This window comes from Guptibacillus algicola (assembly GCF_020171805.1).
GTDB classification, from domain to species: Bacteria; Bacillota; Bacilli; order Bacillales; family Guptibacillaceae; genus Guptibacillus; species Guptibacillus algicola.
In genome coordinates this window covers 395,948-416,068 of sequence record NZ_JAIVAF010000001.1, presented here as the reverse complement: position 1 = coordinate 416,068, position 20,121 = coordinate 395,948, and the positions used below count along the sequence as shown (strand labels likewise).

Sequence of the window (20,121 nt, the reverse complement as noted above, 5' to 3'; positions counted from 1 at the left end):
GAAGAAATAGGAGGTAGAAACAATGAGTAAGATTATTGGTATTGATCTTGGTACAACAAACTCTTGTATCGCTGTTATGGAAGGTGGCGAAGCAACGGTAATTCCTAACCCAGAAGGTAACCGTACGACACCTTCAGTGGTAGCATTTAAAGATGAAGAAAGACTAGTAGGTGAGGTTGCAAAGCGTCAAGCAATCACAAACCCTAACACGATTCAATCAATCAAACGTCATATGGGTACAGACCACAAAGTAGACGTGGAAGGTAAATCTTACTCTCCACAAGAAATTTCAGCTATCATTCTTCAAAAGCTTAAGTCTTATGCAGAAGACTATCTTGGTGAAGGCGTTGAGAAAGCAGTTATTACAGTGCCTGCATACTTCAACGATGCGGAGCGTCAAGCTACAAAAGATGCTGGTAAAGTTGCTGGTCTAGAAGTTGAGCGTATTGTAAACGAGCCAACTGCTGCAGCGCTTGCTTATGGCCTTGATAAAGAAGACGAAGATCAAACAATTCTAGTCTTTGACCTTGGTGGTGGTACATTTGACGTATCTATCCTTGAACTCGGCGGAGGCGTATTCGAAGTTAAATCTACAGCTGGTGACAACCGTCTAGGCGGAGATGACTTTGACCAAGTTATCATCGATCACCTTGTTGCTGAATTCAAAAAAGAGAACGGTGTAGACCTTGGTCAAGATAAAATGGCACTTCAACGTTTGAAGGATGCTGCTGAGAAAGCTAAGAAAGACCTTTCTGGAGTAGCTCAAACTCAAATTTCACTACCATTCATCACGGCTGATGCTTCTGGTCCTAAACACCTTGAGCTTAACTTGACTCGTGCTAAATTCGAAGAGCTTTCTGCAAACCTTGTAGAACGTACAATGGGACCTACCCGTCAGGCTCTTAAAGATGCTGGTATGTCACCTTCTGAAATTGACAAGGTTATTCTTGTAGGTGGTTCTACTCGTATTCCTGCAGTACAGGATGCAATCAAGAAAGAAACTGGTCAAGATCCACATAAAGGCGTTAACCCTGATGAAGTAGTTGCACTTGGTGCAGCAATCCAGGCTGGTGTTATCGCTGGTGATGTGAAGGACGTTGTTCTTCTAGACGTAACGCCACTTTCACTTGGTATCGAAACAATGGGCGGCGTATTTACAAAGCTTATCGAGCGTAATACGACGATCCCAACAAGTAAGTCACAAACGTTCTCAACTGCTGCTGATAACCAGCCTTCAGTAGACATCCATGTTCTACAAGGTGAGCGTGAAATGGCTCAATATAACAAGACTCTCGGTCGCTTCCAGTTGACGGATATTCCTCCAGCACCAAGAGGAACTCCTCAGATCGAAGTATCATTTGATATCGACAAAAACGGTATCGTGAACGTTCGTGCGAAGGATCTTGGCACAAACAAAGAGCAATCTATCACGATTAAATCATCAAGCGGTCTATCTGATGATGAGATCGAAAACATGGTTAAAGATGCTGAAGCGAACGCTGAAGAAGATAAGAAGCGTCGTGAAGAAGTTGAAACTCGTAACGAAGCTGATCAGCTAGTATTCACAACTGAGAAAACTCTAAAAGACCTTGAAGGTCAAGTAGAGGAAGAAGAAGTGAACAAAGCTAACGAAGCAAAAGATAAAGTCAAAGCTGCTCTAGAGAATGATGACATTGAAGAAATTCGCACTGCAAAAGACGAACTTCAAGAAGTGGTTCAAGCTCTAACGACTAAGATGTATGAGCAAGCAGCTCAAGCTCAACAGGCTCAGCAAGCTGAAGGCGCTGGTTCTGAAGAGAAGCAAGATGACAACGTCGTTGACGCTGAGTACGAAGAAGTTAACGAAGACGATAAAAAGTAAGAAATAAGAAATAAGATAAAGAAAAAAGTCAAAGTCAAGCGTATCTCGGCTTTGACTTTTTTCTTAATGTAAGCAGGTTTTTAGCAATATATGGCTATTGCCTTCTATCAAATCGCTAGCTTTTTGCAAGTGTGCCAACAGTGAACTGCATGCTAACTGATTCTTTCGATATAGTATTGCAGTCAGTATAAAATCAATGGTAAGATAAAGGTTATGTGAAGAGAATCGGGAGTGGATACGATGAGTAAACGAGACTATTATGAGGTGTTGGGCGTAAGTAAAGATGCCTCTGAAGCAGAGATGAAGAAAGCTTATCGAAAGCTTGCTAAACAATACCACCCGGATATCAACCAGGAACCGGGGGCAGATGAGAAGTTTAAAGAAATTACTGAAGCATATGAGGTTCTTAAAGACCCTCAGAAAAAAGCGCAATATGATCAATTTGGTCATACGGACCCTAACCAAGGATTTGGCGGAGCTGGTGGAGCTGACTTTGGAGGCTTCGGTGATATTTTCGATATGTTCTTTGGTGGCGGAGGTCGTAGAAATCCAAACGCGCCAAGACAAGGTGCTGATCTTCAATATGCCATGACACTAACGTTCGAGGAAGCAGCTTTCGGAAAAGAAACGGACATTTATATTCCGAAAGAAGAAGATTGTTCAACATGTGACGGATCAGGAGCAAAACCTGGAACAACACCTGAAACATGTCACCACTGTGGTGGAAATGGCCAGCTGAACGTTGAGCAGAATACACCGTTTGGACGTGTCGTTAATCGACGTGTATGTCATCATTGTGAAGGTACAGGGAAACTCATTAAAGATAAATGTAAAACATGCCGTGGAAAAGGTAAAGTTGAAGTTAAAAAGAAAATTCATGTTAAGATGCCTGCTGGAATCGATGAAGGCCAACAAATCCGTATCACCGGAAAAGGTGAAGAAGGCGTTAACGGAGGACCTCCAGGAGACCTATTCGTTGTGGTCTATGTAAAACCTCATGAATTTTATGAGCGTAACGGTGATGATGTTCACTGTGAAATGCCAATTACATTTGCTCAAGCTGGACTAGGAGATGAAATCGAAGTTCCGACATTGCATGGTAAGGTCATGCTTAAAGTCCCTGCTGGAACACAAAGTGGCACCAACTTTAGGTTGAAAGGCAAAGGAATTCAAAATGTACGCGGGTATGGACAAGGCGATCAACATGTAAAAATTCAAGTTGTTACGCCAAAACATTTAACAGATCGCCAGAAAGATCTTCTACGTGAATTTGGTGAAATATCCGGCCAAGTACCAGAAGAACAGCATGAGAATTTTTTCGCTAAAGTAAAAAAAGCGTTTAAAGGGGAATAACAAAGGAGAAAGCTGGTAACAGGAAGCAGGTCTAGTGAATAGGCCTGCCTGTTTCCTTTCCGAGATAAAAAGGATCCAAAGAGGAGTGGGAATGAATGAAATGGTCTGAGATTAGCATTCATACAACAAATGAAGCAATAGAAGCAGTATCGAATATATTGCATGAAGCCGGTGCAAGTGGGGTGGTCATAGAAGACCCTATGGACCTTGTGAAAGTTTGGGATACCTCATTCGGAGAAGTCTACCAGCTCAATCCAGATGATTACCCTGAAGAAGGCGTTATTCTGAAAGCGTACATACCAGTGAATAGTTTTCTTGGTGAAACAGTTGAACAAATCAAAGAAGCGATCAATGGTCTGCTTGTTCATAATATCGACCTTGGACATAACACTGTACAAATCAGTGAAGTTAATGAAGAAGAATGGGCTACAGCATGGAAGAAATATTATAAGCCCGTCAAAATATCTGAAAAAATCACAATTACTCCAACCTGGGAAGATTACACTCCAGTGAACACGGATGAGATCATTATTGAATTAGATCCAGGAATGGCTTTCGGAACAGGAACACATCCGACTACAGTCATGTGTGTTCAGGCGCTAGAAAGAATAATTGAACCTGGACAAAAGGTAATCGATGTAGGTACTGGATCTGGAGTATTAAGTATTGCCGCTGCAAGCCTTGGAGCTGATACAGTCGAGGCGCTAGATCTTGATGAAATTGCCGTTAAGAGCGCGTATTTAAATGCGAAGCTTAATAAGATTCACAATAAGATCGATGTCAGACAAAACAATTTACTTGAAAACGTAGAGGGTACCTACGATGTGGTTGTCGCAAACCTACTTTCAGAAATCATAGTACGTTTTACTGATGATGTAGCGAGAGTACTTAAACCGGGTGGAGCATTTATTACTTCAGGTATCATCACTGCGAAAAAGCAAGAAGTAAAACAATCGATCGTTGATCAAGGGCTTATTATCGAGGAAACCCTTCAAATGGAAGACTGGGTCGCGTTCATAGCTAGAAAGCCGTTCGAGTAAGGAGATCAATTGATGCAAAGATATTTTATTCTGGACTCAACGATCAATGAGGAAGTTGTAGATATAGTCGGAGAAGACGTGAAGCACATTGCGAAAGTCATGCGTATGGAAGTTGGAGATGAAATTATTGTCTGCTCTTCTACTGGTCATTCCGCTATTTGTGAGTTAACCACCATCAGTCAAAGCCACATTCAAGCTAGACCTGTTCGTTGGTTAGATGAAGACAAGCAGCTCCCTCTTCAAGTGACGGTTGTTCAAGGTTTGCCAAAAGGTGATAAACTCGAGACCGTCATTCAAAAGGGAACGGAGCTTGGTGCCGATCAGTTCGTTCCTTTTAAAGCAGAGAGATCTGTTGTAAAATGGGATAAGCAAAAAAGCGAAAAGAAGCTACAGAGGTTGAACAAGATTGCGAAGGAAGCGGCTGAGCAGTCCCATCGCACGACGATTCCTGATATTAGTGAGCCTTATACGATTTCTGAACTCATCGAGTTCAGCAAGTCCTATGACCATAAAGTCATTGCATTTGAAGAAGAGGCGAAAGCTGGTGAGTCTGCAAAGCTTGTTCAAACGCTTCAGCAAGCGAACAAAAATGACCGGTTTATAGTAGTATTCGGGCCCGAAGGTGGGCTTTCTACCAACGAAGTTAAAAAGCTAGAAGAAGCTGGTTTTTCTCCCTGTGGTCTTGGTCCACGAATTTTGCGAACAGAAACGGCTGCTTTATATGTCTTAGCAGCTATTTCTTATCATTTTGAATTAATGAGGTGATCCTATGCCTTCAGTTGCATTCCATACATTAGGTTGTAAAGTGAATCATTATGAAACGGAAGCGATTTGGCAGTTATTTAAAGAACAAGACTATGAAAGAGTCGAGTTCGATAACGCTTCGGACGTATACGTGATCAATACGTGTACCGTTACGAATACTGGCGATAAAAAAAGTCGTCAGGTCATACGAAGAGCAATTAGAAAAAATCCTGATGCAGTGATATGTGTAACAGGTTGTTATGCTCAAACATCTCCAGCAGAAATTATGGCTATTCCTGGCGTTGACGTTGTAGTTGGTACTCAAGACCGTGTTAAAATGCTCGATTATATCGAACAGTATAAACGTGAGAGAGAGCCAGTGAATGGAGTAAGTAATATTATGAAAGCTCGAGTTTATGAAGAGTTAGAGGTGCCTGCATTTACAGACCGCACTCGAGCATCATTGAAGATTCAAGAGGGGTGTAATAACTTTTGTACGTTCTGTATCATCCCTTGGGCTAGAGGCCTTTTACGTTCTAGAGAACCAGAGGCGGTCATTGAGCAAGCACAACAACTCGTGCAAGCAGGCTATAAAGAGATCGTTCTTACAGGTATCCATACAGCAGGATATGGTGAAGACCTAAAAGATTATAACTTTGCACAGTTGTTACGTGATCTTGATGCAAAGGTAGATGGCTTAAAGCGAATCAGAATTTCATCCATCGAAGCTAGTCAAGTGACTGATGAAGTAATCGAGGTATTGAATTCTTCTAGCAAGGTTGTTCCTCACCTCCACATTCCGCTTCAATCTGGGTCAAATACTGTCCTTCAGAGAATGAGAAGGAAGTATACCATGGAGATGTTCGGTGAACGTCTAGAACGTTTGAAGAAAGCTCTCCCTGGACTAGCGATCACATCTGATGTAATCGTTGGATTCCCTGGTGAAACGGACGAAGAATTTAAGGAAACATATGATTTTATTTCTAAACACAAGTTCTCAGAACTTCATGTGTTCCCGTTTTCCAAGCGTACAGGAACTCCTGCAGCAAGGATGGATGACCAGGTTGATGATGAAATCAAGAATAAGCGCGTCCATCAATTGATCGAGTTATCCAATCAGCTTGCCAAAGAGTATGCATCTCAATATGAAGGAGAAGTATTGGAAGTAATTCCCGAGGAAAAATTCAAGGATTCTCCTAATTCTAACCTTTACGTAGGGTATACTGCTAATTATATGAAAGTAATCGTTGAAGCTTCTGAAGAGATGATCGGAAAGATCGTAAAAGTGAAAATCACTAAAGCTGGGTACCCTTATAACGAAGGACAGTTTGTTAGAGTGATGAACGAAGAAGAACCAACTTCAGCTGTTGCCTCATTATAATTGTAAGGACTGCCGAACTCCTTCAAGTTCGGCATACATAAGATTTGGAAGGATGATATGAAATGAATAAAGAACTAGCAAACATGATTGATCACACAGCACTAAAACCAGACACTACTCAGAAACAAGTAGAAAAACTATGTGAAGAAGCAAGAGAATTTAATTTCGCATCGGTTTGTGTAAATCCTACATGGGTTACACTAGCAGCAGAAATGCTTAAAGGCGCTGAAGCAAAAGTATGTACAGTAATCGGTTTCCCTCTTGGAGCAACAACGACTGAGACGAAATCATTTGAAACGAAAGATGCCATCGAAAAAGGTGCAACTGAAGTAGATATGGTTATCAACATTGCTGAATTAAAAGCTGGCAACGACGACTACATTGTAGACGACATCAAAGCAGTCGTAGAGGCAGCTAAAGGTAAGGCCCTTGTTAAGGTAATCATTGAAACGTGTCTTCTTACTGATGAAGAGAAAAAGCGTGCATGTGAGCTTGCTGTTAAAGCAGGTACGGATTACGTGAAAACTTCTACTGGTTTCTCAACTGGTGGCGCAACAGTTGAAGATATCAAACTTATGAGCGAAACTGTTGGACCGAATATTGGAGTGAAAGCTTCTGGTGGCGTACGTGACCTTGAAGGTGCACAAGCAATGATCGATGCTGGTGCAACTCGTATCGGCGCAAGTGCTGGTGTGAAAATCGTACAAGGCGAAACAGCTGACACAGATTATTAAGAGAAAACAAAAACCAACCCTAGCGGTTGGTTTTTTTATGATATCACCTTGCCGCCATGTAATCTTTCGATCGTATTTGCAAGAATTCCAGCTAACGGAAGAAAGAGTAGTGACGAAAATACATTAAATAAAATCGACACATGAGCAAGTTGGACATCAGGTAGTGTTGTAACATACACAACCATTCTACTAAATACTTCGATTAGAGGATAAAACAACAATACTCCAAGCACATTGATCCAGATATGTGCATAAGCTGATAACTTTGCTTCTCTAGAACTACCTATACTTGCAAGCCATGCAGTTACACATGTACCAATATTAGCTCCATACAGGATCGCGATTGCAGAAGGTAGGGTAAGTAAGTCTTGATTGATGAAGCTCATCGTTATTCCTGTAGTAGCAGAGCTCGATTGAATGAGTGCAGTTAGAATCGTCCCGATACCTATGCCGTAGAGCAAACTTGTATTCGTTTCATTAATAATATGATCAAAAAACGATAAAGACGAAAGCGGAATGGACATCGCTTCTAGTCCATGCATCGCAACAAAAATACATCCTAATCCAAACAATATTGTGCCGACACTAAATAGAACTTGTTTTCTAACTTGTAATAAAATGAACCCCACTATTAAGAGTGGTAAAGTGAATTTGTCAGGATTTAGGGTCATTAATTCAGCAGTAATCGTAGTTCCAATATTCGCACCGAGGATTATCCCGATCGATTGTCGGAAAGTTAGGAGTTTCGTCGCGATTAACCCCACAGTAATGACCATGACCGCTGAACTACTTTGAATGAGTGCTGTCACTAGCATTCCCACTATTAGGCCTCGTAAGGGGGTAGCTGTCATCGTTGTCAACAATCTCTCCACTTTATGCTCAGAAAACGTTTGGAGGCCGATGCGAAGAATCGCCATGCCAAATAAAAAGATACTGATAAAAACGATAAACGATGCCACATAGGGACTCATAGTTTTCGCCATCTCCTCTCCATAAAAAGTGTATGGACAGGATATGAAACACATGCTTGTTTTTTATAAACATAAAAAATCAATTAAAGAAATGTTGATAAACCTTGCAGCATGTATTATAATTGCAGGTGACATGTCTTTGTTAGAAAGTCATGTGTTATGATTGTGTATGTTTTGGAGGGAGGGATAGAGATGGCGGAAACTCGCGTGCGTAAGAACGAGTCGATCGATGATGCTCTGCGTCGCTTCAAGAGAACGGTTTCTAAAGAAGGCACTTTGGCTGAAGTTAAGAAGCGCAAGCACTATGAAAAGCCAAGTGTAAAGCGTAAAAAGAAATCTGAGGCAGCAAGGAAAAAGCGTAAGTTCTAAGAGAGGGTGTTAGGTCAGTGAGTCTAAATGACCGTTTAACAACAGATATGAAAGTAGCGATGAAGAACAAAGAAAAGCAGAAACTATCTGTTATTCGTATGGTGAAATCTTCACTTCAGAATGAATCCATTAAATTGGGTCATGACCTGACGGAAGAGGAAGAACTTACCGTTCTCACTCGCGAAGTTAAGCAACGCAAAGACTCCCTCCAAGAATTTGACAAAGCTGGTCGAAGTGATCTTGTGCAGAATCTCGATGAAGAGCTGTCGATTTTAACTGCCTACCTGCCGAAACAATTGTCTGAAGAGGAAGTTGAATTACTAGTTAAGCAAGTTATTGCGGAAACTGGTGCTACTTCTAAACAGGAAATGGGTAAGGTAATGGGTGCGCTTATGCCGAAAGTAAAAGGCAAAGCGGACGGCGGACTTGTAAATCGCCTTGTACAAAAGAACTTATCATAAATATGATCAAGCTAAAACACGCCCTGTGCATACAGGGCGTGTTTTTTATGCATAATATATTAATTCCTGCTAGCAATTCTTTCTTCCTTTTGTCATACTTAATTTAAATTCTTTACATATTTTGAAACCTGCCTATGTGTTGAAACGTATATAGAGAAAGCTTGAAAGGAGGGGTCGCTATCAAACATGTCGCCATCAAGCTATTATGCATGACAGCATTACTAATGGTAATCGGTGTTTCATTCTTTGGAAACATAGCAAATGGGCAAGGAGAAGGTAAACTTGTCTACTTTATCCCTGTTGAGCAAGAAGTAGAACGGGGGCTTGAAGCGTTTTTGAAACGCTCTATCGAGGATGCTGAAGAAGCAGGCGCCGATCATATTGTTTTGGAGATCGATACACCTGGTGGAGCAGTAAATGCAGCAGATAATATAGGCAAGATCATTAAAGCTACAGAAGTACCGATTACTGCATATATATCTGATCGTGCTCTTTCTGCAGGAGCTTACATTGCACTAAATGCAGATCAAATCATAATGGAGCCAGGTGCTTTGATGGGTTCAGCAGCTATCATCGACCAGTCAGGGAATGCAGCTGGTAAAAAAGCAGAGTCTTTTTGGCATGCGGCCATGAAGTCAGCTGCTGAGTTAAATGATCGAGATCCGAAATTTGCGCTTGCAATGGCTGATCCAGATGTGAGCTTGCCAAAATATAACGCACCAAAAGGCGAGTTGTTAACTCTCAATGATGTTGAAGCTAACGAAGTAGGTTATTCAGAAGGCTCAGCAGAGGATCGAACAGAGTTATTAGAAGAACTTGATTTAGCAAGTGCCAAAGTAATGGATGCTGAAGTCAGCGTAGCTGAAAAGATAGCAAGGTTTGTTACAAACCCGATTATCATTCCGATCCTTTTATCAATCGGTAGTCTAGGACTTGTTCTTGAACTGTATTCTCCTGGGTTTGGGATCCCTGGCTTTATGGGAGCTGGAGCCTTGTTGTTATTCTTCTTTGGGCATATGATTGCTGGATTTGCAGGATGGGAATCCATTTTGTTACTAATTACTGGTATAATATTAATTCTAGTGGAAATATTTATACCGGGCTTTGGTATTTTCGGTGTATTAGGTGCACTAGGAATCGTAGCGAGTATCGCGCTAGGGTCAGGTCAGTCGTTGCAATATGTATTAGTTGCGGTACTCTTAGCAGTAGCCATCACAATCGGTGGGTCATACCTCTTCATTAAATTATTTGGCTATCGAGGGTTTTTCAAGAAGATTGTTCTTTCTGATTCTACGAATTCAGAACAAGGCTATGTATCGAACGTTTCACGAAACGAGCTGATTGGGAAAGAAGGAACAGCAGTTACTCCTTTGCGCCCAGCTGGTATAGCAGACTTCGGTAGTGAACGATTGGATGTAGTAACTGAGGGGGGATATCTACCCGTCGATACGAGTGTAACGATTACTAAAGTCAACGGGTCACGTATTGTCGTTCGAGCCGTTAACAAATAAAAAAGATTTATAGGGAGGAAAACAATGGATACAGGTTCATTAGGGTTAATTATTATAGTAGGTCTCGTGATTATAGGTCTTGCGATCTTATTCACTTTTGTACCAGTAATGCTATGGATTTCAGCACTAGCAGCTGGAGTAAGGGTAAGTATTTTCAATCTTGTTGGAATGAGACTTAGACGTGTTATTCCATCACGTGTTATCAATCCACTTATCAAGGCTGTGAAGGCAGGACTGGATTTGAATACGAATCAATTGGAAAGTCACTATTTAGCAGGTGGTAATGTTGACCGAGTTGTGAATGCATTGATTGCAGCTCACCGTGCTAATATTGAACTTAGTTTTGAGCGTTGTGCGGCTATTGACCTTGCAGGTCGTGACGTACTTGATGCTGTGCAAATGAGTGTTAATCCAAAAGTTATCGAAACACCATTTATTGCCGGTGTAGCAATGGATGGTATCGAAGTGAAAGCAAAAGCAAGAATTACAGTACGTGCCAACATTGATCGTCTCGTTGGTGGAGCTGGTGAAGAAACTGTAATTGCGAGGGTTGGTGAAGGGATCGTAAGTACGATTGGTTCGTCACACGATCATAAGAAGGTTCTAGAAAACCCTGATATGATTTCTCAAACCGTTCTAGCAAAAGGTTTAGATGCTGGAACAGCATTTGAAATTCTATCCATCGATATTGCCGATATCGATATTGGCAAAAACATCGGAGCAGTTCTTCAAACTGATCAGGCTGAGGCAGATAAGAATATTGCTCAAGCGAAAGCAGAAGAGCGTCGCGCAATGGCTGTTGCTCAAGAGCAAGAAATGAGAGCAAGAGTTGAGGAAATGAGAGCGAAAGTTGTGGAAGCAGAAGCAGAAGTTCCAATGGCTATGGCGGAAGCACTGCGCTCTGGAAATATTGGAGTTATGGATTACATGAACCTTAAGAATATCGAAGCAGATACTGATATGCGCGACATGATCGGAAAGTCAGATCAAGAAGAAGATGAGGATGATCGCTAACCATCTTTTCAACAGACGGAGGTGACGATGTTGGATGGTATTATTGAGTTACTGTTAAATAACATCGTTTTCGTAATTATCGCAATTGGGGGGATCTTGAGCTTCTTCAAGAGGATGGGTTCTGAAGAAGAGGAAGCGAAGCCACGCACTGGCCGCCCCAAGGGTGACGTGCAAAAGCAGTACAATCAAGGTCAAAAACCATATTCACAGTATGATGATTCATCTGAACCTAGCTTTGACGATATGAAGCCAGAGCAATATGAAGCATACGAAGAGGCCTTGGAAAGAATTTCTTCTAGAAGAGGTAAATCTGCTGAGCTTAAAGTATATAAGCCAAAGTCTTCTAGTAAGAGTGAATATGGTGGCATTTTAATAAATAAAAGGGATGTGAAGAAAGGGGTTATTTGGTCAGAGATTTTAGGCCCGCCAAGGTCGAAAAACCCTCATCCATCCATGATGAAGATGAAACAAAGTTACAAAAGGTAAAGGTTTTAAGCTTATTCAAGCCGTCGAGTAAATCTCGACGGCTTTTTTTATGTGAAAAAGGATAAGGTTTACTTTTACGAAAAAGTGATAGTTTGGTTTTGTCTATCATAAAGATGAGATGAAAGGGGGAGTATCCATGGCAAAATGGAGGCATGGCCTAAAAGGATGGTTAACGAGTAGATTAAAGCTTCCAGCTGACGCAGTCATGGATTTACCGCGCATCACGATGGTTGGACAGCTTCACATTTACATAGAAAACCATCAGGGTGTTTTAAAATTTTCAAATGAAGAAGTGCGGCTCCTCCTAAAACAGGGTCAATTGTTAATTAAAGGAAAAGACTTCATGCTAAAAACCATATTGCCTGAGGAGATTTTGCTAGAAGGCAAAATAGAGCATGTTTCCTACCTTGAGAGACCTGAAGATATGTAGGGACTTTCAAGACCCGGACTGAATACAGGGGGTCAATAATGAAAGAATATATTCGAGAACTTTTTTCAGGGTATGTGCGAATCAAAGTGGTGGGCAGCTACACAGAGTTGTTTATTAACAGGTGCATCGAATATCGTATACCGATTTGGGATATTCGCCGTTTGGATGAAGAAACAATTCTTTTGTCTTTATATATTTCTGACATTAGAAGAATAAGACCGCATCTGAAGAGGACGAGGTGTAAGGTTAGAATCCATGAACGAAAAGGCTTCCCTTTCATTGTTCAGAGGGTAATTTCTTCTCGAGGTTTCTTAGCTGGAGCTATTGGGTCTATTTTATTGATTTTACTTTTATCGAATATGGTATGGGGTGTTTCGGTTAATGGTGCCACTCCAGAAGTTGAGCATAAGCTTAGAAAAGCAGCATATGAACTAGGGGTGAAGAAGGGAACATTCATTTTTCGATTGCCAACAAACCAGGAAATTCAACAAGAGCTATCTGAAAGTTTAAAAGAAGTGACGTGGATCGGGGTCAAGCGGAATGGGACATCTTATCATTTTCAGGTTGTACAAAAACAACTTCCAGAAAAAGAGCCTGCTGCAAGCCCAAGGCATATTGTAGCGAAGAAAAAAGCTGTGATCACAAAGATTTATGTTGAAGAAGGCCAAGCCAAGGTGAAGGAAAATGCCTTTGTGAAACCTGGTCAGCTTTTAATCTCGGGATTCATCGGGAAGGAAGAAAAGAGTCAGCTTGTACCTGCTAGTGGTAAAGTCTTCGGGAGAACTTGGTATGTTTCAACAGTTTCTATACCGCTTAAATCTTCTTTCGTTACACATACAGGAGAAACAAAAACGAATCATTCTCTTGGAATAGTTGGATTCTACTTACCAATTTGGGGATTAAAAGCACCAGAGTTTGAGAATTATGAAGTCAATGAGCGCGAAACAAATTTCCGTTTCTTGAAATGGCAATTGCCGATCTCACTCATGTCGAAGAAAATGTTGGAAACAAAAGAAGTTGAGCGAACTTATACAAATAAAGAAGCGGTCGATGCTGCGCGGAACGTTGCTAGAGAAGATATAAAAGACAAAACGGCAGAGGACGCTGAAATAAAAACAGAAAAGATTTTGCACGAGAAGGTAGAGAATGGTAAAGTAAACGTAAAGATACACTTTGAAGTGATAGAGGAAATTGGAAAAAATATACCTATTGTTCAAGGAGATTGAGGTCTATTGACAGAACGATTTGTTGACTTATCATTGCAATTAGAAAATTCAAACGAAGCTCAAACTCTATTTGGTCCTGGAGATGAGCATCTCAAAATAATTGAAGAAGCACTCGAGGTTTCGCTTGTTACGCGTGGCGAAGGCATATCAGTTAAAGGTAGCGAAGACGCTGTTGAGATGGTTAAGGACGTGATGTCCACCCTTCAATCACTCATAAAGCGAGGAGCAAGTATCTCGGGAAGAGATGTCGTGTATGCCTGCCAACTAGTGCAACAAGGCATGATCGATCAGCTTTTAGAGCTATACCAAGAAGAAATCACAACAAACGCAAAAGGGAAACCTATTAAAGTTAAGACATTAGGACAACGTCACTATGTGTCCGCAATGAAGAAGAATGATTTGGTTTTCGGAATTGGCCCCGCAGGTACAGGTAAGACGTATTTAGCAGTTGTTATGGCAGTAGCAGCACTGAAATTTAATCAAGTAAAGAAAATCGTGTTAACACGACCTGCAGTTGAAGCGGGTGAGAGCCTAGGATTTTTACCTGGAGACTTAAAAGAAAAGGTTGATCCTTATTTACGTCCGTTGTACGACGCTTTGCATGATGTGCTAGGAGTCGAGCAAACCACTCGTTTAATTGAGCGAGGTACGATCGAGATTGCTCCATTAGCATATATGAGGGGGAGAACCCTCGATGATAGCTATGTCATCCTAGACGAAGCTCAGAACACAACATCACAGCAAATGAAAATGTTCTTAACGAGATTAGGATTTGGTTCTAAGATGGTCATCACTGGTGACATCACTCAGATTGACTTACCAAAAGGAAAAGAATCTGGGCTAGCAGCAGCAGAAAAGATTTTGAATCGAGTGAAAGATGTGTCGTTCATTTATCTTCAGCAAACGGATGTCGTCCGTCATCCACTCGTTCAAAGAATTATTGATGCATATGAACATAAAGAAAATTAGGCTTCCTGTTACTACCTGAGTTCTACACAACTAGAACTCAGGTTGTTTTTGTATTCGTGAATCGTTAGAGGTCCTTATTTTCCCTAATCTCGTCCTTTTTGTGGTGAATTCTGATAAAATATGAGAAGGGTATAAGCTCTGAGTGTTAATACTGTGAGGTGAAGCAGTTAATGTTTTCGAAGATTAAAAGCTTTCTTAAGCATAATCTCCGTCTTCTTGAACGTGGTCATATTACGAAATGGTCATTATATGCTGTTGCAGCAATCATAATGTACGTAACGATGCTTTCAAATGTTATTCCAGAATCATTAAATATTTCTCTATATTCAAGAGCTAACCATGATATTGCTTCACCGATTACAATAGAAAATAAGAAAGCAACCGAAGAAGCTCGTTCCAAAGCTGCCCAAATCGAAGGCAAGTACGTTTATAGGGATGAAGTGTTACAAGGTCAAGTAGATAATCTGAATGACTTGTTTTCAGGGATCGAAGAGGTAAAGAAGCCTGAAGGAAATCAGAATGATAGTAAAACGAACGTGGAACAACTAAAAGAACTACGAACACTTTTATCTGCTTCAATGGCTGAGGATATCAGTGATGATACTCTTAGACCACTGTTAGAGGCAGAACTTACTCAAATGAGTTTGATTAAAGAACTTACGTTATCTGAGGTTATGGAAGTAATGACAGATAAAGTATCGATCGATAATCTTGAACAAGCACAAAGTGACGTTGAAACGAGGCTATCGATAACGTCATTGCCTAAAGATCAAAAGCAAGCAATGATCACCGTTGCCCAACAAGCGATCGTTCCCAACTACTTCCTCGATCCAGAGTTAACGGAACAAAGTAGACAGGAAGCTATCGAATCTGTGCAGCCTGTTATGATTCGTGAAGGACAAATCATCGTTGAAGAAGGCATGATCATCAATAGGGAAGTGATGGACAACCTCAGGCTTGCAGGATTACTAGACGATGGGTTTGATCCGATTCCTTACATCGGTCTAGCATTATTAGTCTTATTGCTTACAGGTTATCTTTATTATTTTGTACAAGATTTAGAAGATCGAATAAGAACGAAGAACACGAATCTATTCATTATCGTCCTGGTTTTCTTTAGTACCCTACTCGTCCTAAAACTCTCAAGTTTACTTGGAAAGATCGAACTTCCTGGGATAGCATATATCGTACCAGCAGCATTGGGATCTATGCTTATAAAAATGTTGTTCAACGAGCAGATTGCAATCGCTTCCAGTTTGTTGTTCGCAGTATGTGCAGGTGTGTTTTTTAATGGAGAGATCACTGGACCTATGAACGCTTCTCTTTCTTTCTATGTACTGATGAGTTCACTATCTGGAGTGTTTTTTCTAGGTAGAAGAAACCTTCGTTCTAATATTTTGAAAGCCGGATTGCTCGTCTCATTAATAAACATGCTGGCTGTGGCTATATTATTAATGTTAAAGAATGGGCAATATGGCGGTGGAGAAATCGGCTATCATATGATCTTCGCATTCTTGTCAGGGTTTCTATCATCCGTTCTTACATTAGGGTTGATGCCATTCTTCGAAGCTGGATTTAGAATCGTATCAGCTACAAGGCTAATCGAACTCTCGAGTCCTAATCATCCTCTTTTAAGAAAGATACTTGTAGAGACACCGGGCACGTATCATCATAGTGTGATGGTAGCGAATTTATCTGAAGCTGCTTGTGAAGCGATTGGAGCAAATGGATTACTTGCAAGAGTCGGTGCTTATTATCATGATATAGGTAAAACGAAGAGGCCGCATTTTTTCATTGAAAATCAAATGAATATGGAAAACCCACATGATAAAATTGCTCCACACTTAAGTAAGACCATAATTATTTCGCATGCAACAGACGGGGCAGAGATGTTAAGGAAATATCGACTTCCTAAGGAAATTGTGGATATTGCTGAACAGCATCACGGTACAACCCTATTGAAGTATTTTTATTATAAAGCACTTGAATTTACTGACCATGGAATTCCAGAAACCGATTTTCGGTATCCAGGCCCTAAAGCTCAAACAAAGGAAGCGGCAGTCGTAGGAATAGCAGATTGTATTGAAGCGGCTGTTCGGTCGATGCAAAAACCTAGTCCTGATCAAATAGAGACGCTGGTTAAGAAAATCATTACAGAACGACTTGAAGATGGGCAGTTCGATGAATGTGATCTGTCCATAAGAGAACTTGATATTGTTGCTAAAACCATATTGGAAACGTTAAACGGCATCTTTCATAGTAGAATTGAGTATCCAACAGAATTAAAAAAGAAGGTGACATCATGAGCTTAGAAGTTGAGTTTTTTGACGAAACAAATGAAATAAAAGAAGAACAATTTAACATGATGAAAGAACTGCTTATGTTTGCAGCAGAAAAAGAAGAAGTAGAGGACGCAAGTGAAGTATCTGTTATGTTCGTTGATACTCACCGGATTAAGGAGATTAATCGAGAGTACCGTGGCAAGGATTATGCCACTGATGTCATTTCGTTCGCTCTTGATGATGGAGAAGAAGATCAGATTATCGTCGGTGAGGGCTTTCCTCATTTACTAGGTGAAATTGTCATATGCGTTGAGAAGATCTCAGAACAAGCGAAGGAATATGGACATAGCTTCGATAGAGAGCTTGGTTTTCTGACGATTCACGGTTTTCTTCACCTATTAGGTTACGACCATATGAATGAAGAAGACGAAAAAGAAATGTTTGATAAACAAAAGCATATTTTGGAGCAATATGGGCTTTCGCGTTAGAAAATCCAGGCTTTCGCGTTTTCTGAATAGTTTTAAGTATGCATCTCAAGGCTTTCTATACTTAATTCGAAATGAGCAGAACTTCCTATTCCACCTTATTGCAGGGACGATTGTTATAGCAATGGGACTTGTACTTAACTTATCCGTTGTAAAGATGAGCATCCTACTTAGTGTGATCGGAATCATGTTAAGTATTGAAGCACTTAACACTGGAATTGAAAGAGTTGTTGATTTGATTACGGAAGAGGAGCACCCGATAGCAAAGGTAGCTAAGGATGTATCAGCTGCTGCAGTCTTTCTTTTTGCAATTATTTCGGTTATAATCGGATTCCTTCTATTTTTTGAACCAATCATGCGTTTGTTACAGTCATAAGGAGGCTACTATACATGGATAAAAAAATGTTGATAGAAGAAGCAAGAAAAGCAAGAGAGATGGCATATGTGCCATATTCAAAATTCAAAGTAGGAGCAGCACTACTTTCAGAGGATGGAACTGTCTTCGGTGGATGTAACATCGAAAACGCAGCCTACAGTATGTGTAACTGTGCTGAACGAACTGCTCTTTTTAAAGCTTATTCAGAAGGGCACACGAAGTATAGTGCGATCGCTGTAGTGGCAGATACGAACAGACCAGTACCTCCTTGTGGAGCGTGTCGACAGGTTATATCTGAACTATGTGATCCTTCTATGCAGGTAATCCTTACTAACCTAGATGGACAAATTCAAGAATTAACAGTCAGTGAATTACTTCCTGGCGCATTTTCACCGGAGGACTTAAATGAGTAAAGAAACGTTTAAATCTGGCTTTGTTTCAATTGTAGGACGACCAAATGTTGGGAAATCAACATTATTAAATCAAGTGATCGGTCAAAAAATCGCAATTATGAGTGACAAAGCCCAAACAACGCGTAATAAAGTGCAAGGCGTATATACATCAAACGATTCTCAGGTAGTGTTCATCGATACTCCTGGCATCCACAAACCAAAGCATAAACTAGGCGATTTTATGATTAAGATGGCCCAGAGTTCATTAAACGAGGTTGATTTAATATTATTCGTGATCAATGCTGAAGAAGGGTATGGAGCAGGAGATCAGTATATTATCGAACGTCTACAAAACGTTGAGAGTCCTGTTTTTCTAGTTATTAATAAAATTGATCAAGTTCATCCTGACAAACTCTTTCCACTGATTGATTTTTATAAAGACAAATATTCATTTGCAGAGATAGTACCGATTTCTGCTCTACAAGGGAACAATGTAAATACTCTTCTCGATCAGGTAATTGGTTATATGGAGGAAGGTCCTCAGTATTATCCAAGTGATCATGTGACAGACCATCCAGAACGCTTTATTGTTTCTGAACTTGTTAGAGAGAAAGTACTTCATTTAACTAGGGAAGAGATTCCTCATTCAGTTACGGTCGTAACCGAACAAATGAAGCAGCGAGAAGGTTCAGACGTTATCGATATACATGTAACCGTTGTCGTTGAGCGATCTTCCCAGAAGGGCATCATCATTGGAAAGCAAGGGAAATTGCTGAAGGAAATTGGTAAAAGAGCTAGAAAGGACATCGAAGCGTTACTTGGTTCTAGAGTTTACATGGAGATTTGGGTCAAAGTTGTGAAAGACTGGAGAAACAAATCGACATCTCTTAGAGACTATGGCTATAAAGAAGACGATTATTAAGATAAAATTTGTCAAATATTCCATCACATAAACCAACATAACAAGGGTCAAGCTAGTTAGTAAGAGGAAAGCTTTTAAAATTGAAAGGTGGGATCTGAGTTGTTGGAGTTTACCTGGAAAGTGTTTTGTGAAACAGGGAACATCGATACTTATCTTCTTTTAAAGGAAATGGAATGCCTGGATACTGAAGATTCTGAGCCACTGATAGAAACCGAAGAGGTGCCTCGACTTACTTGACGTTATGATGGAATGTTTGACAAGGAATAGGTTGGTGAAACTCCTTGTTAAAAAAAGTTGAAGGTATTGTAATAAGAACAGTTGATTATGGAGAAACCAACAAAATAATTACTCTTTATACAAGGGAGACGGGTAAGGTTGGCGTCATGGCAAGAGGCGCGAAAAAACCAAAAAGCCGTCTTTCTGCCGTTTCTCAACTTTTTGTATATGGTCACTATTTATACCAACATACATCTGGATTGGGTGATTTGAATCAAGGTGAAGCGATCGACTCCTTCCGCTCTATACGAAATGACTTATTTTTGACTTCATATGCGGCCTATGCGGTAGAACTTGTCGATAAATTAACTGAAGATAAGAAGCCTAACCCTTATTTATTTGAAACCCTTTATCAAGTCATGCATGCTCTCGATGAAGAAAAGGATCCTGAAGTCGTATTATTTATATTTGAACTAAAAATGCTTAGTGTTGCAGGAATCAATCCTCAGCTAAGGTGTTGTGTAAACTGCGGGCTTGATACAGGTAAATTTGAATTCTCAATCCGAGAAGGTGGATTTCTGTGCCACCGTTGTTTATCGATCGACCCGTATCATATCCCGCTGAAGAAAAGAACTGCAGAACTTCTTCATTTATTTGCTCATATGGATCTTGCAAGACTTGGTAATATTTCTTTAAAGTCAGAAACTAAGAAAGAGATCAGAGATGTATTGAATCAATACTTTGATGCATACTCAGGACTCTATCTAAAATCAAAGCGTTTTCTTGAACAGTTAGATCGTTTCAAGCTTGATTAGCAAAAACCCTGGAAAGTCTCCAGGGTTTTTGCTATTCATTATGCTGATATGATTCGTACACTTTTACGAAATGACGTTAATAG

Annotated in this window: 22 protein-coding genes; 21 read left to right on the top strand and 1 reads right to left on the bottom strand. The window is 40.4% G+C overall.

All coding sequences use genetic code 11. From position 1 onward, the window contains the following. Positions 1-22: 22 nt before the first annotated feature. The 6 genes from dnaK (at position 23) to deoC (ending at position 7,113) form a co-directional block, all read left to right on the top strand. Positions 23-1,861 (top strand): molecular chaperone DnaK, encoded by a 1,839-nt coding sequence (gene dnaK, locus LCM09_RS02290; protein WP_224878498.1) that lies wholly within the window; start codon positions 23-25, stop codon positions 1,859-1,861. A 240-nt stretch (positions 1,862-2,101) separates the two neighbouring features. After that, the gene (gene dnaJ / locus LCM09_RS02285) at positions 2,102-3,214 is read left to right on the top strand and encodes a molecular chaperone DnaJ (protein WP_224878497.1); all 1,113 of its coding nucleotides are present in this window, start codon (positions 2,102-2,104) and stop codon (positions 3,212-3,214) included. Between the two features lie 95 nt (positions 3,215-3,309). After that, positions 3,310-4,254, top strand: a complete 945-nt coding sequence (prmA, locus tag LCM09_RS02280) for a 50S ribosomal protein L11 methyltransferase (protein WP_224878496.1) — start codon at positions 3,310-3,312, stop codon at positions 4,252-4,254. Positions 4,255-4,266: 12 nt separating this feature from the next. Next, a complete protein-coding gene (locus LCM09_RS02275) occupies positions 4,267-5,019 on the top strand; it encodes a 16S rRNA (uracil(1498)-N(3))-methyltransferase (protein ID WP_224878495.1) in 753 nt (250 codons plus the stop codon). A 4-nt stretch (positions 5,020-5,023) separates the two neighbouring features. Continuing rightward, the gene (gene mtaB / locus LCM09_RS02270) at positions 5,024-6,379 is read left to right on the top strand and encodes a tRNA (N(6)-L-threonylcarbamoyladenosine(37)-C(2))-methylthiotransferase MtaB (RefSeq protein ID WP_224878494.1); all 1,356 of its coding nucleotides are present in this window, start codon (positions 5,024-5,026) and stop codon (positions 6,377-6,379) included. 62 nt (positions 6,380-6,441) lie between these two features. Beyond that, entirely contained in the window at positions 6,442-7,113 is a 672-nt protein-coding gene (gene deoC / locus LCM09_RS02265; RefSeq protein ID WP_224878493.1) for a deoxyribose-phosphate aldolase, read from the top strand. Between the two features lie 35 nt (positions 7,114-7,148). Here the strand turns inward: deoC and LCM09_RS02260 are convergent, their stop codons facing one another. Beyond that, a complete protein-coding gene (locus LCM09_RS02260) occupies positions 7,149-8,084 on the bottom strand; it encodes a Na/Pi symporter (protein WP_224878492.1) in 936 nt (311 codons plus the stop codon). Between the two features lie 192 nt (positions 8,085-8,276). On the opposite strand from LCM09_RS02260, the gene rpsU reads away from it, so the two are divergent. The 15 genes from rpsU (at position 8,277) to recO (ending at position 20,038) form a co-directional block, all read left to right on the top strand. Further along, positions 8,277-8,453, top strand: a complete 177-nt coding sequence (gene rpsU / locus LCM09_RS02255; RefSeq protein ID WP_224593651.1) for a 30S ribosomal protein S21 — start codon at positions 8,277-8,279, stop codon at positions 8,451-8,453. 17 nt (positions 8,454-8,470) lie between these two features. Then, complete coding sequence (locus LCM09_RS02250) at positions 8,471-8,914, top strand: GatB/YqeY domain-containing protein (protein WP_224878491.1); 444 nt, start codon at positions 8,471-8,473, stop codon at positions 8,912-8,914. 209 nt (positions 8,915-9,123) lie between these two features. Continuing rightward, positions 9,124-10,425, top strand: a complete 1,302-nt coding sequence (locus LCM09_RS02245) for an NfeD family protein (protein ID WP_224878490.1) — start codon at positions 9,124-9,126, stop codon at positions 10,423-10,425. A gap of 24 nt (positions 10,426-10,449) precedes the next feature. Continuing rightward, a complete protein-coding gene (floA, locus tag LCM09_RS02240; protein WP_224878489.1) occupies positions 10,450-11,439 on the top strand; it encodes a flotillin-like protein FloA in 990 nt (329 codons plus the stop codon). 27 nt (positions 11,440-11,466) lie between these two features. Beyond that, positions 11,467-11,925 carry a YqfB family membrane protein gene (locus LCM09_RS02235; RefSeq protein WP_224878488.1) on the top strand — a complete coding sequence of 153 codons (459 nt, stop codon included), beginning with the start codon at positions 11,467-11,469 and terminating at the stop codon, positions 11,923-11,925. A 136-nt stretch (positions 11,926-12,061) separates the two neighbouring features. Beyond that, positions 12,062-12,355: a sporulation protein YqfC gene (yqfC, locus tag LCM09_RS02230; RefSeq protein WP_224878487.1), complete on the top strand. Its 294-nt coding sequence runs from the start codon at positions 12,062-12,064 to the stop codon at positions 12,353-12,355. Positions 12,356-12,393: 38 nt separating this feature from the next. Beyond that, a complete protein-coding gene (yqfD, locus tag LCM09_RS02225; protein ID WP_224878486.1) occupies positions 12,394-13,581 on the top strand; it encodes a sporulation protein YqfD in 1,188 nt (395 codons plus the stop codon). Positions 13,582-13,587: 6 nt separating this feature from the next. Next, positions 13,588-14,550, top strand: a complete 963-nt coding sequence (locus tag LCM09_RS02220; RefSeq protein ID WP_224878485.1) for a PhoH family protein — start codon at positions 13,588-13,590, stop codon at positions 14,548-14,550. 170 nt (positions 14,551-14,720) lie between these two features. Then, complete coding sequence (locus LCM09_RS02215) at positions 14,721-16,856, top strand: HD family phosphohydrolase (protein ID WP_224878484.1); 2,136 nt, start codon at positions 14,721-14,723, stop codon at positions 16,854-16,856. Beyond that, positions 16,853-17,320: an rRNA maturation RNase YbeY gene (ybeY, locus tag LCM09_RS02210; protein ID WP_224878483.1), complete on the top strand. Its 468-nt coding sequence runs from the start codon at positions 16,853-16,855 to the stop codon at positions 17,318-17,320. Before LCM09_RS02215 ends, ybeY begins: the two co-directional genes overlap by 4 nt. Then, positions 17,304-17,693, top strand: a complete 390-nt coding sequence (locus tag LCM09_RS02205; RefSeq protein WP_224878482.1) for a diacylglycerol kinase family protein — start codon at positions 17,304-17,306, stop codon at positions 17,691-17,693. Before ybeY ends, LCM09_RS02205 begins: the two co-directional genes overlap by 17 nt. Before the next feature lie 14 nt (positions 17,694-17,707). Further along, entirely contained in the window at positions 17,708-18,106 is a 399-nt protein-coding gene (locus LCM09_RS02200) for a cytidine deaminase (protein ID WP_224878481.1), read from the top strand. Continuing rightward, on the top strand, positions 18,099-19,007 hold the full coding sequence (gene era / locus LCM09_RS02195; protein ID WP_224878480.1) for a GTPase Era: 909 nt from the start codon (positions 18,099-18,101) through the stop codon (positions 19,005-19,007). Before LCM09_RS02200 ends, era begins: the two co-directional genes overlap by 8 nt. A gap of 99 nt (positions 19,008-19,106) precedes the next feature. Beyond that, positions 19,107-19,244: a YqzL family protein gene (locus LCM09_RS02190; protein ID WP_224878479.1), complete on the top strand. Its 138-nt coding sequence runs from the start codon at positions 19,107-19,109 to the stop codon at positions 19,242-19,244. 44 nt (positions 19,245-19,288) lie between these two features. Next, entirely contained in the window at positions 19,289-20,038 is a 750-nt protein-coding gene (gene recO / locus LCM09_RS02185; RefSeq protein WP_224878478.1) for a DNA repair protein RecO, read from the top strand. Positions 20,039-20,121 lie beyond the last annotated feature (83 nt).

Excerpts from the sequence above, each read along its gene's own strand:
- floA (WP_224878489.1), top strand. The coding sequence starts at position 10,450 with ATGGATACAGGTTCATTAGGGTTAATTATTATAGTAGGTCTCGTGATT.
- LCM09_RS02245 (WP_224878490.1), top strand. The coding sequence starts at position 9,124 with ATGACAGCATTACTAATGGTAATCGGTGTTTCATTCTTTGGAAACATA.
- LCM09_RS02200 (WP_224878481.1), top strand. The coding sequence starts at position 17,708 with ATGGATAAAAAAATGTTGATAGAAGAAGCAAGAAAAGCAAGAGAGATG.
- dnaJ (WP_224878497.1), top strand. The coding sequence starts at position 2,102 with ATGAGTAAACGAGACTATTATGAGGTGTTGGGCGTAAGTAAAGATGCC.
- prmA (WP_224878496.1), top strand. The coding sequence starts at position 3,310 with ATGAAATGGTCTGAGATTAGCATTCATACAACAAATGAAGCAATAGAA.
- LCM09_RS02215 (WP_224878484.1), top strand. The coding sequence starts at position 14,721 with ATGTTTTCGAAGATTAAAAGCTTTCTTAAGCATAATCTCCGTCTTCTT.
- deoC (WP_224878493.1), top strand. The coding sequence starts at position 6,442 with ATGAATAAAGAACTAGCAAACATGATTGATCACACAGCACTAAAACCA.
- mtaB (WP_224878494.1), top strand. The coding sequence starts at position 5,024 with ATGCCTTCAGTTGCATTCCATACATTAGGTTGTAAAGTGAATCATTAT.
- era (WP_224878480.1), top strand. The coding sequence starts at position 18,099 with ATGAGTAAAGAAACGTTTAAATCTGGCTTTGTTTCAATTGTAGGACGA.
- LCM09_RS02260 (WP_224878492.1), bottom strand. The coding sequence starts at position 8,084 with ATGAGTCCCTATGTGGCATCGTTTATCGTTTTTATCAGTATCTTTTTA.
- LCM09_RS02275 (WP_224878495.1), top strand. The coding sequence starts at position 4,267 with ATGCAAAGATATTTTATTCTGGACTCAACGATCAATGAGGAAGTTGTA.
- yqfC (WP_224878487.1), top strand. The coding sequence starts at position 12,062 with ATGGCAAAATGGAGGCATGGCCTAAAAGGATGGTTAACGAGTAGATTA.
- LCM09_RS02235 (WP_224878488.1), top strand. The coding sequence starts at position 11,467 with ATGTTGGATGGTATTATTGAGTTACTGTTAAATAACATCGTTTTCGTA.
- dnaK (WP_224878498.1), top strand. The coding sequence starts at position 23 with ATGAGTAAGATTATTGGTATTGATCTTGGTACAACAAACTCTTGTATC.
- rpsU (WP_224593651.1), top strand. The coding sequence starts at position 8,277 with ATGGCGGAAACTCGCGTGCGTAAGAACGAGTCGATCGATGATGCTCTG.
- LCM09_RS02205 (WP_224878482.1), top strand. The coding sequence starts at position 17,304 with ATGGGCTTTCGCGTTAGAAAATCCAGGCTTTCGCGTTTTCTGAATAGT.
- ybeY (WP_224878483.1), top strand. The coding sequence starts at position 16,853 with ATGAGCTTAGAAGTTGAGTTTTTTGACGAAACAAATGAAATAAAAGAA.
- yqfD (WP_224878486.1), top strand. The coding sequence starts at position 12,394 with ATGAAAGAATATATTCGAGAACTTTTTTCAGGGTATGTGCGAATCAAA.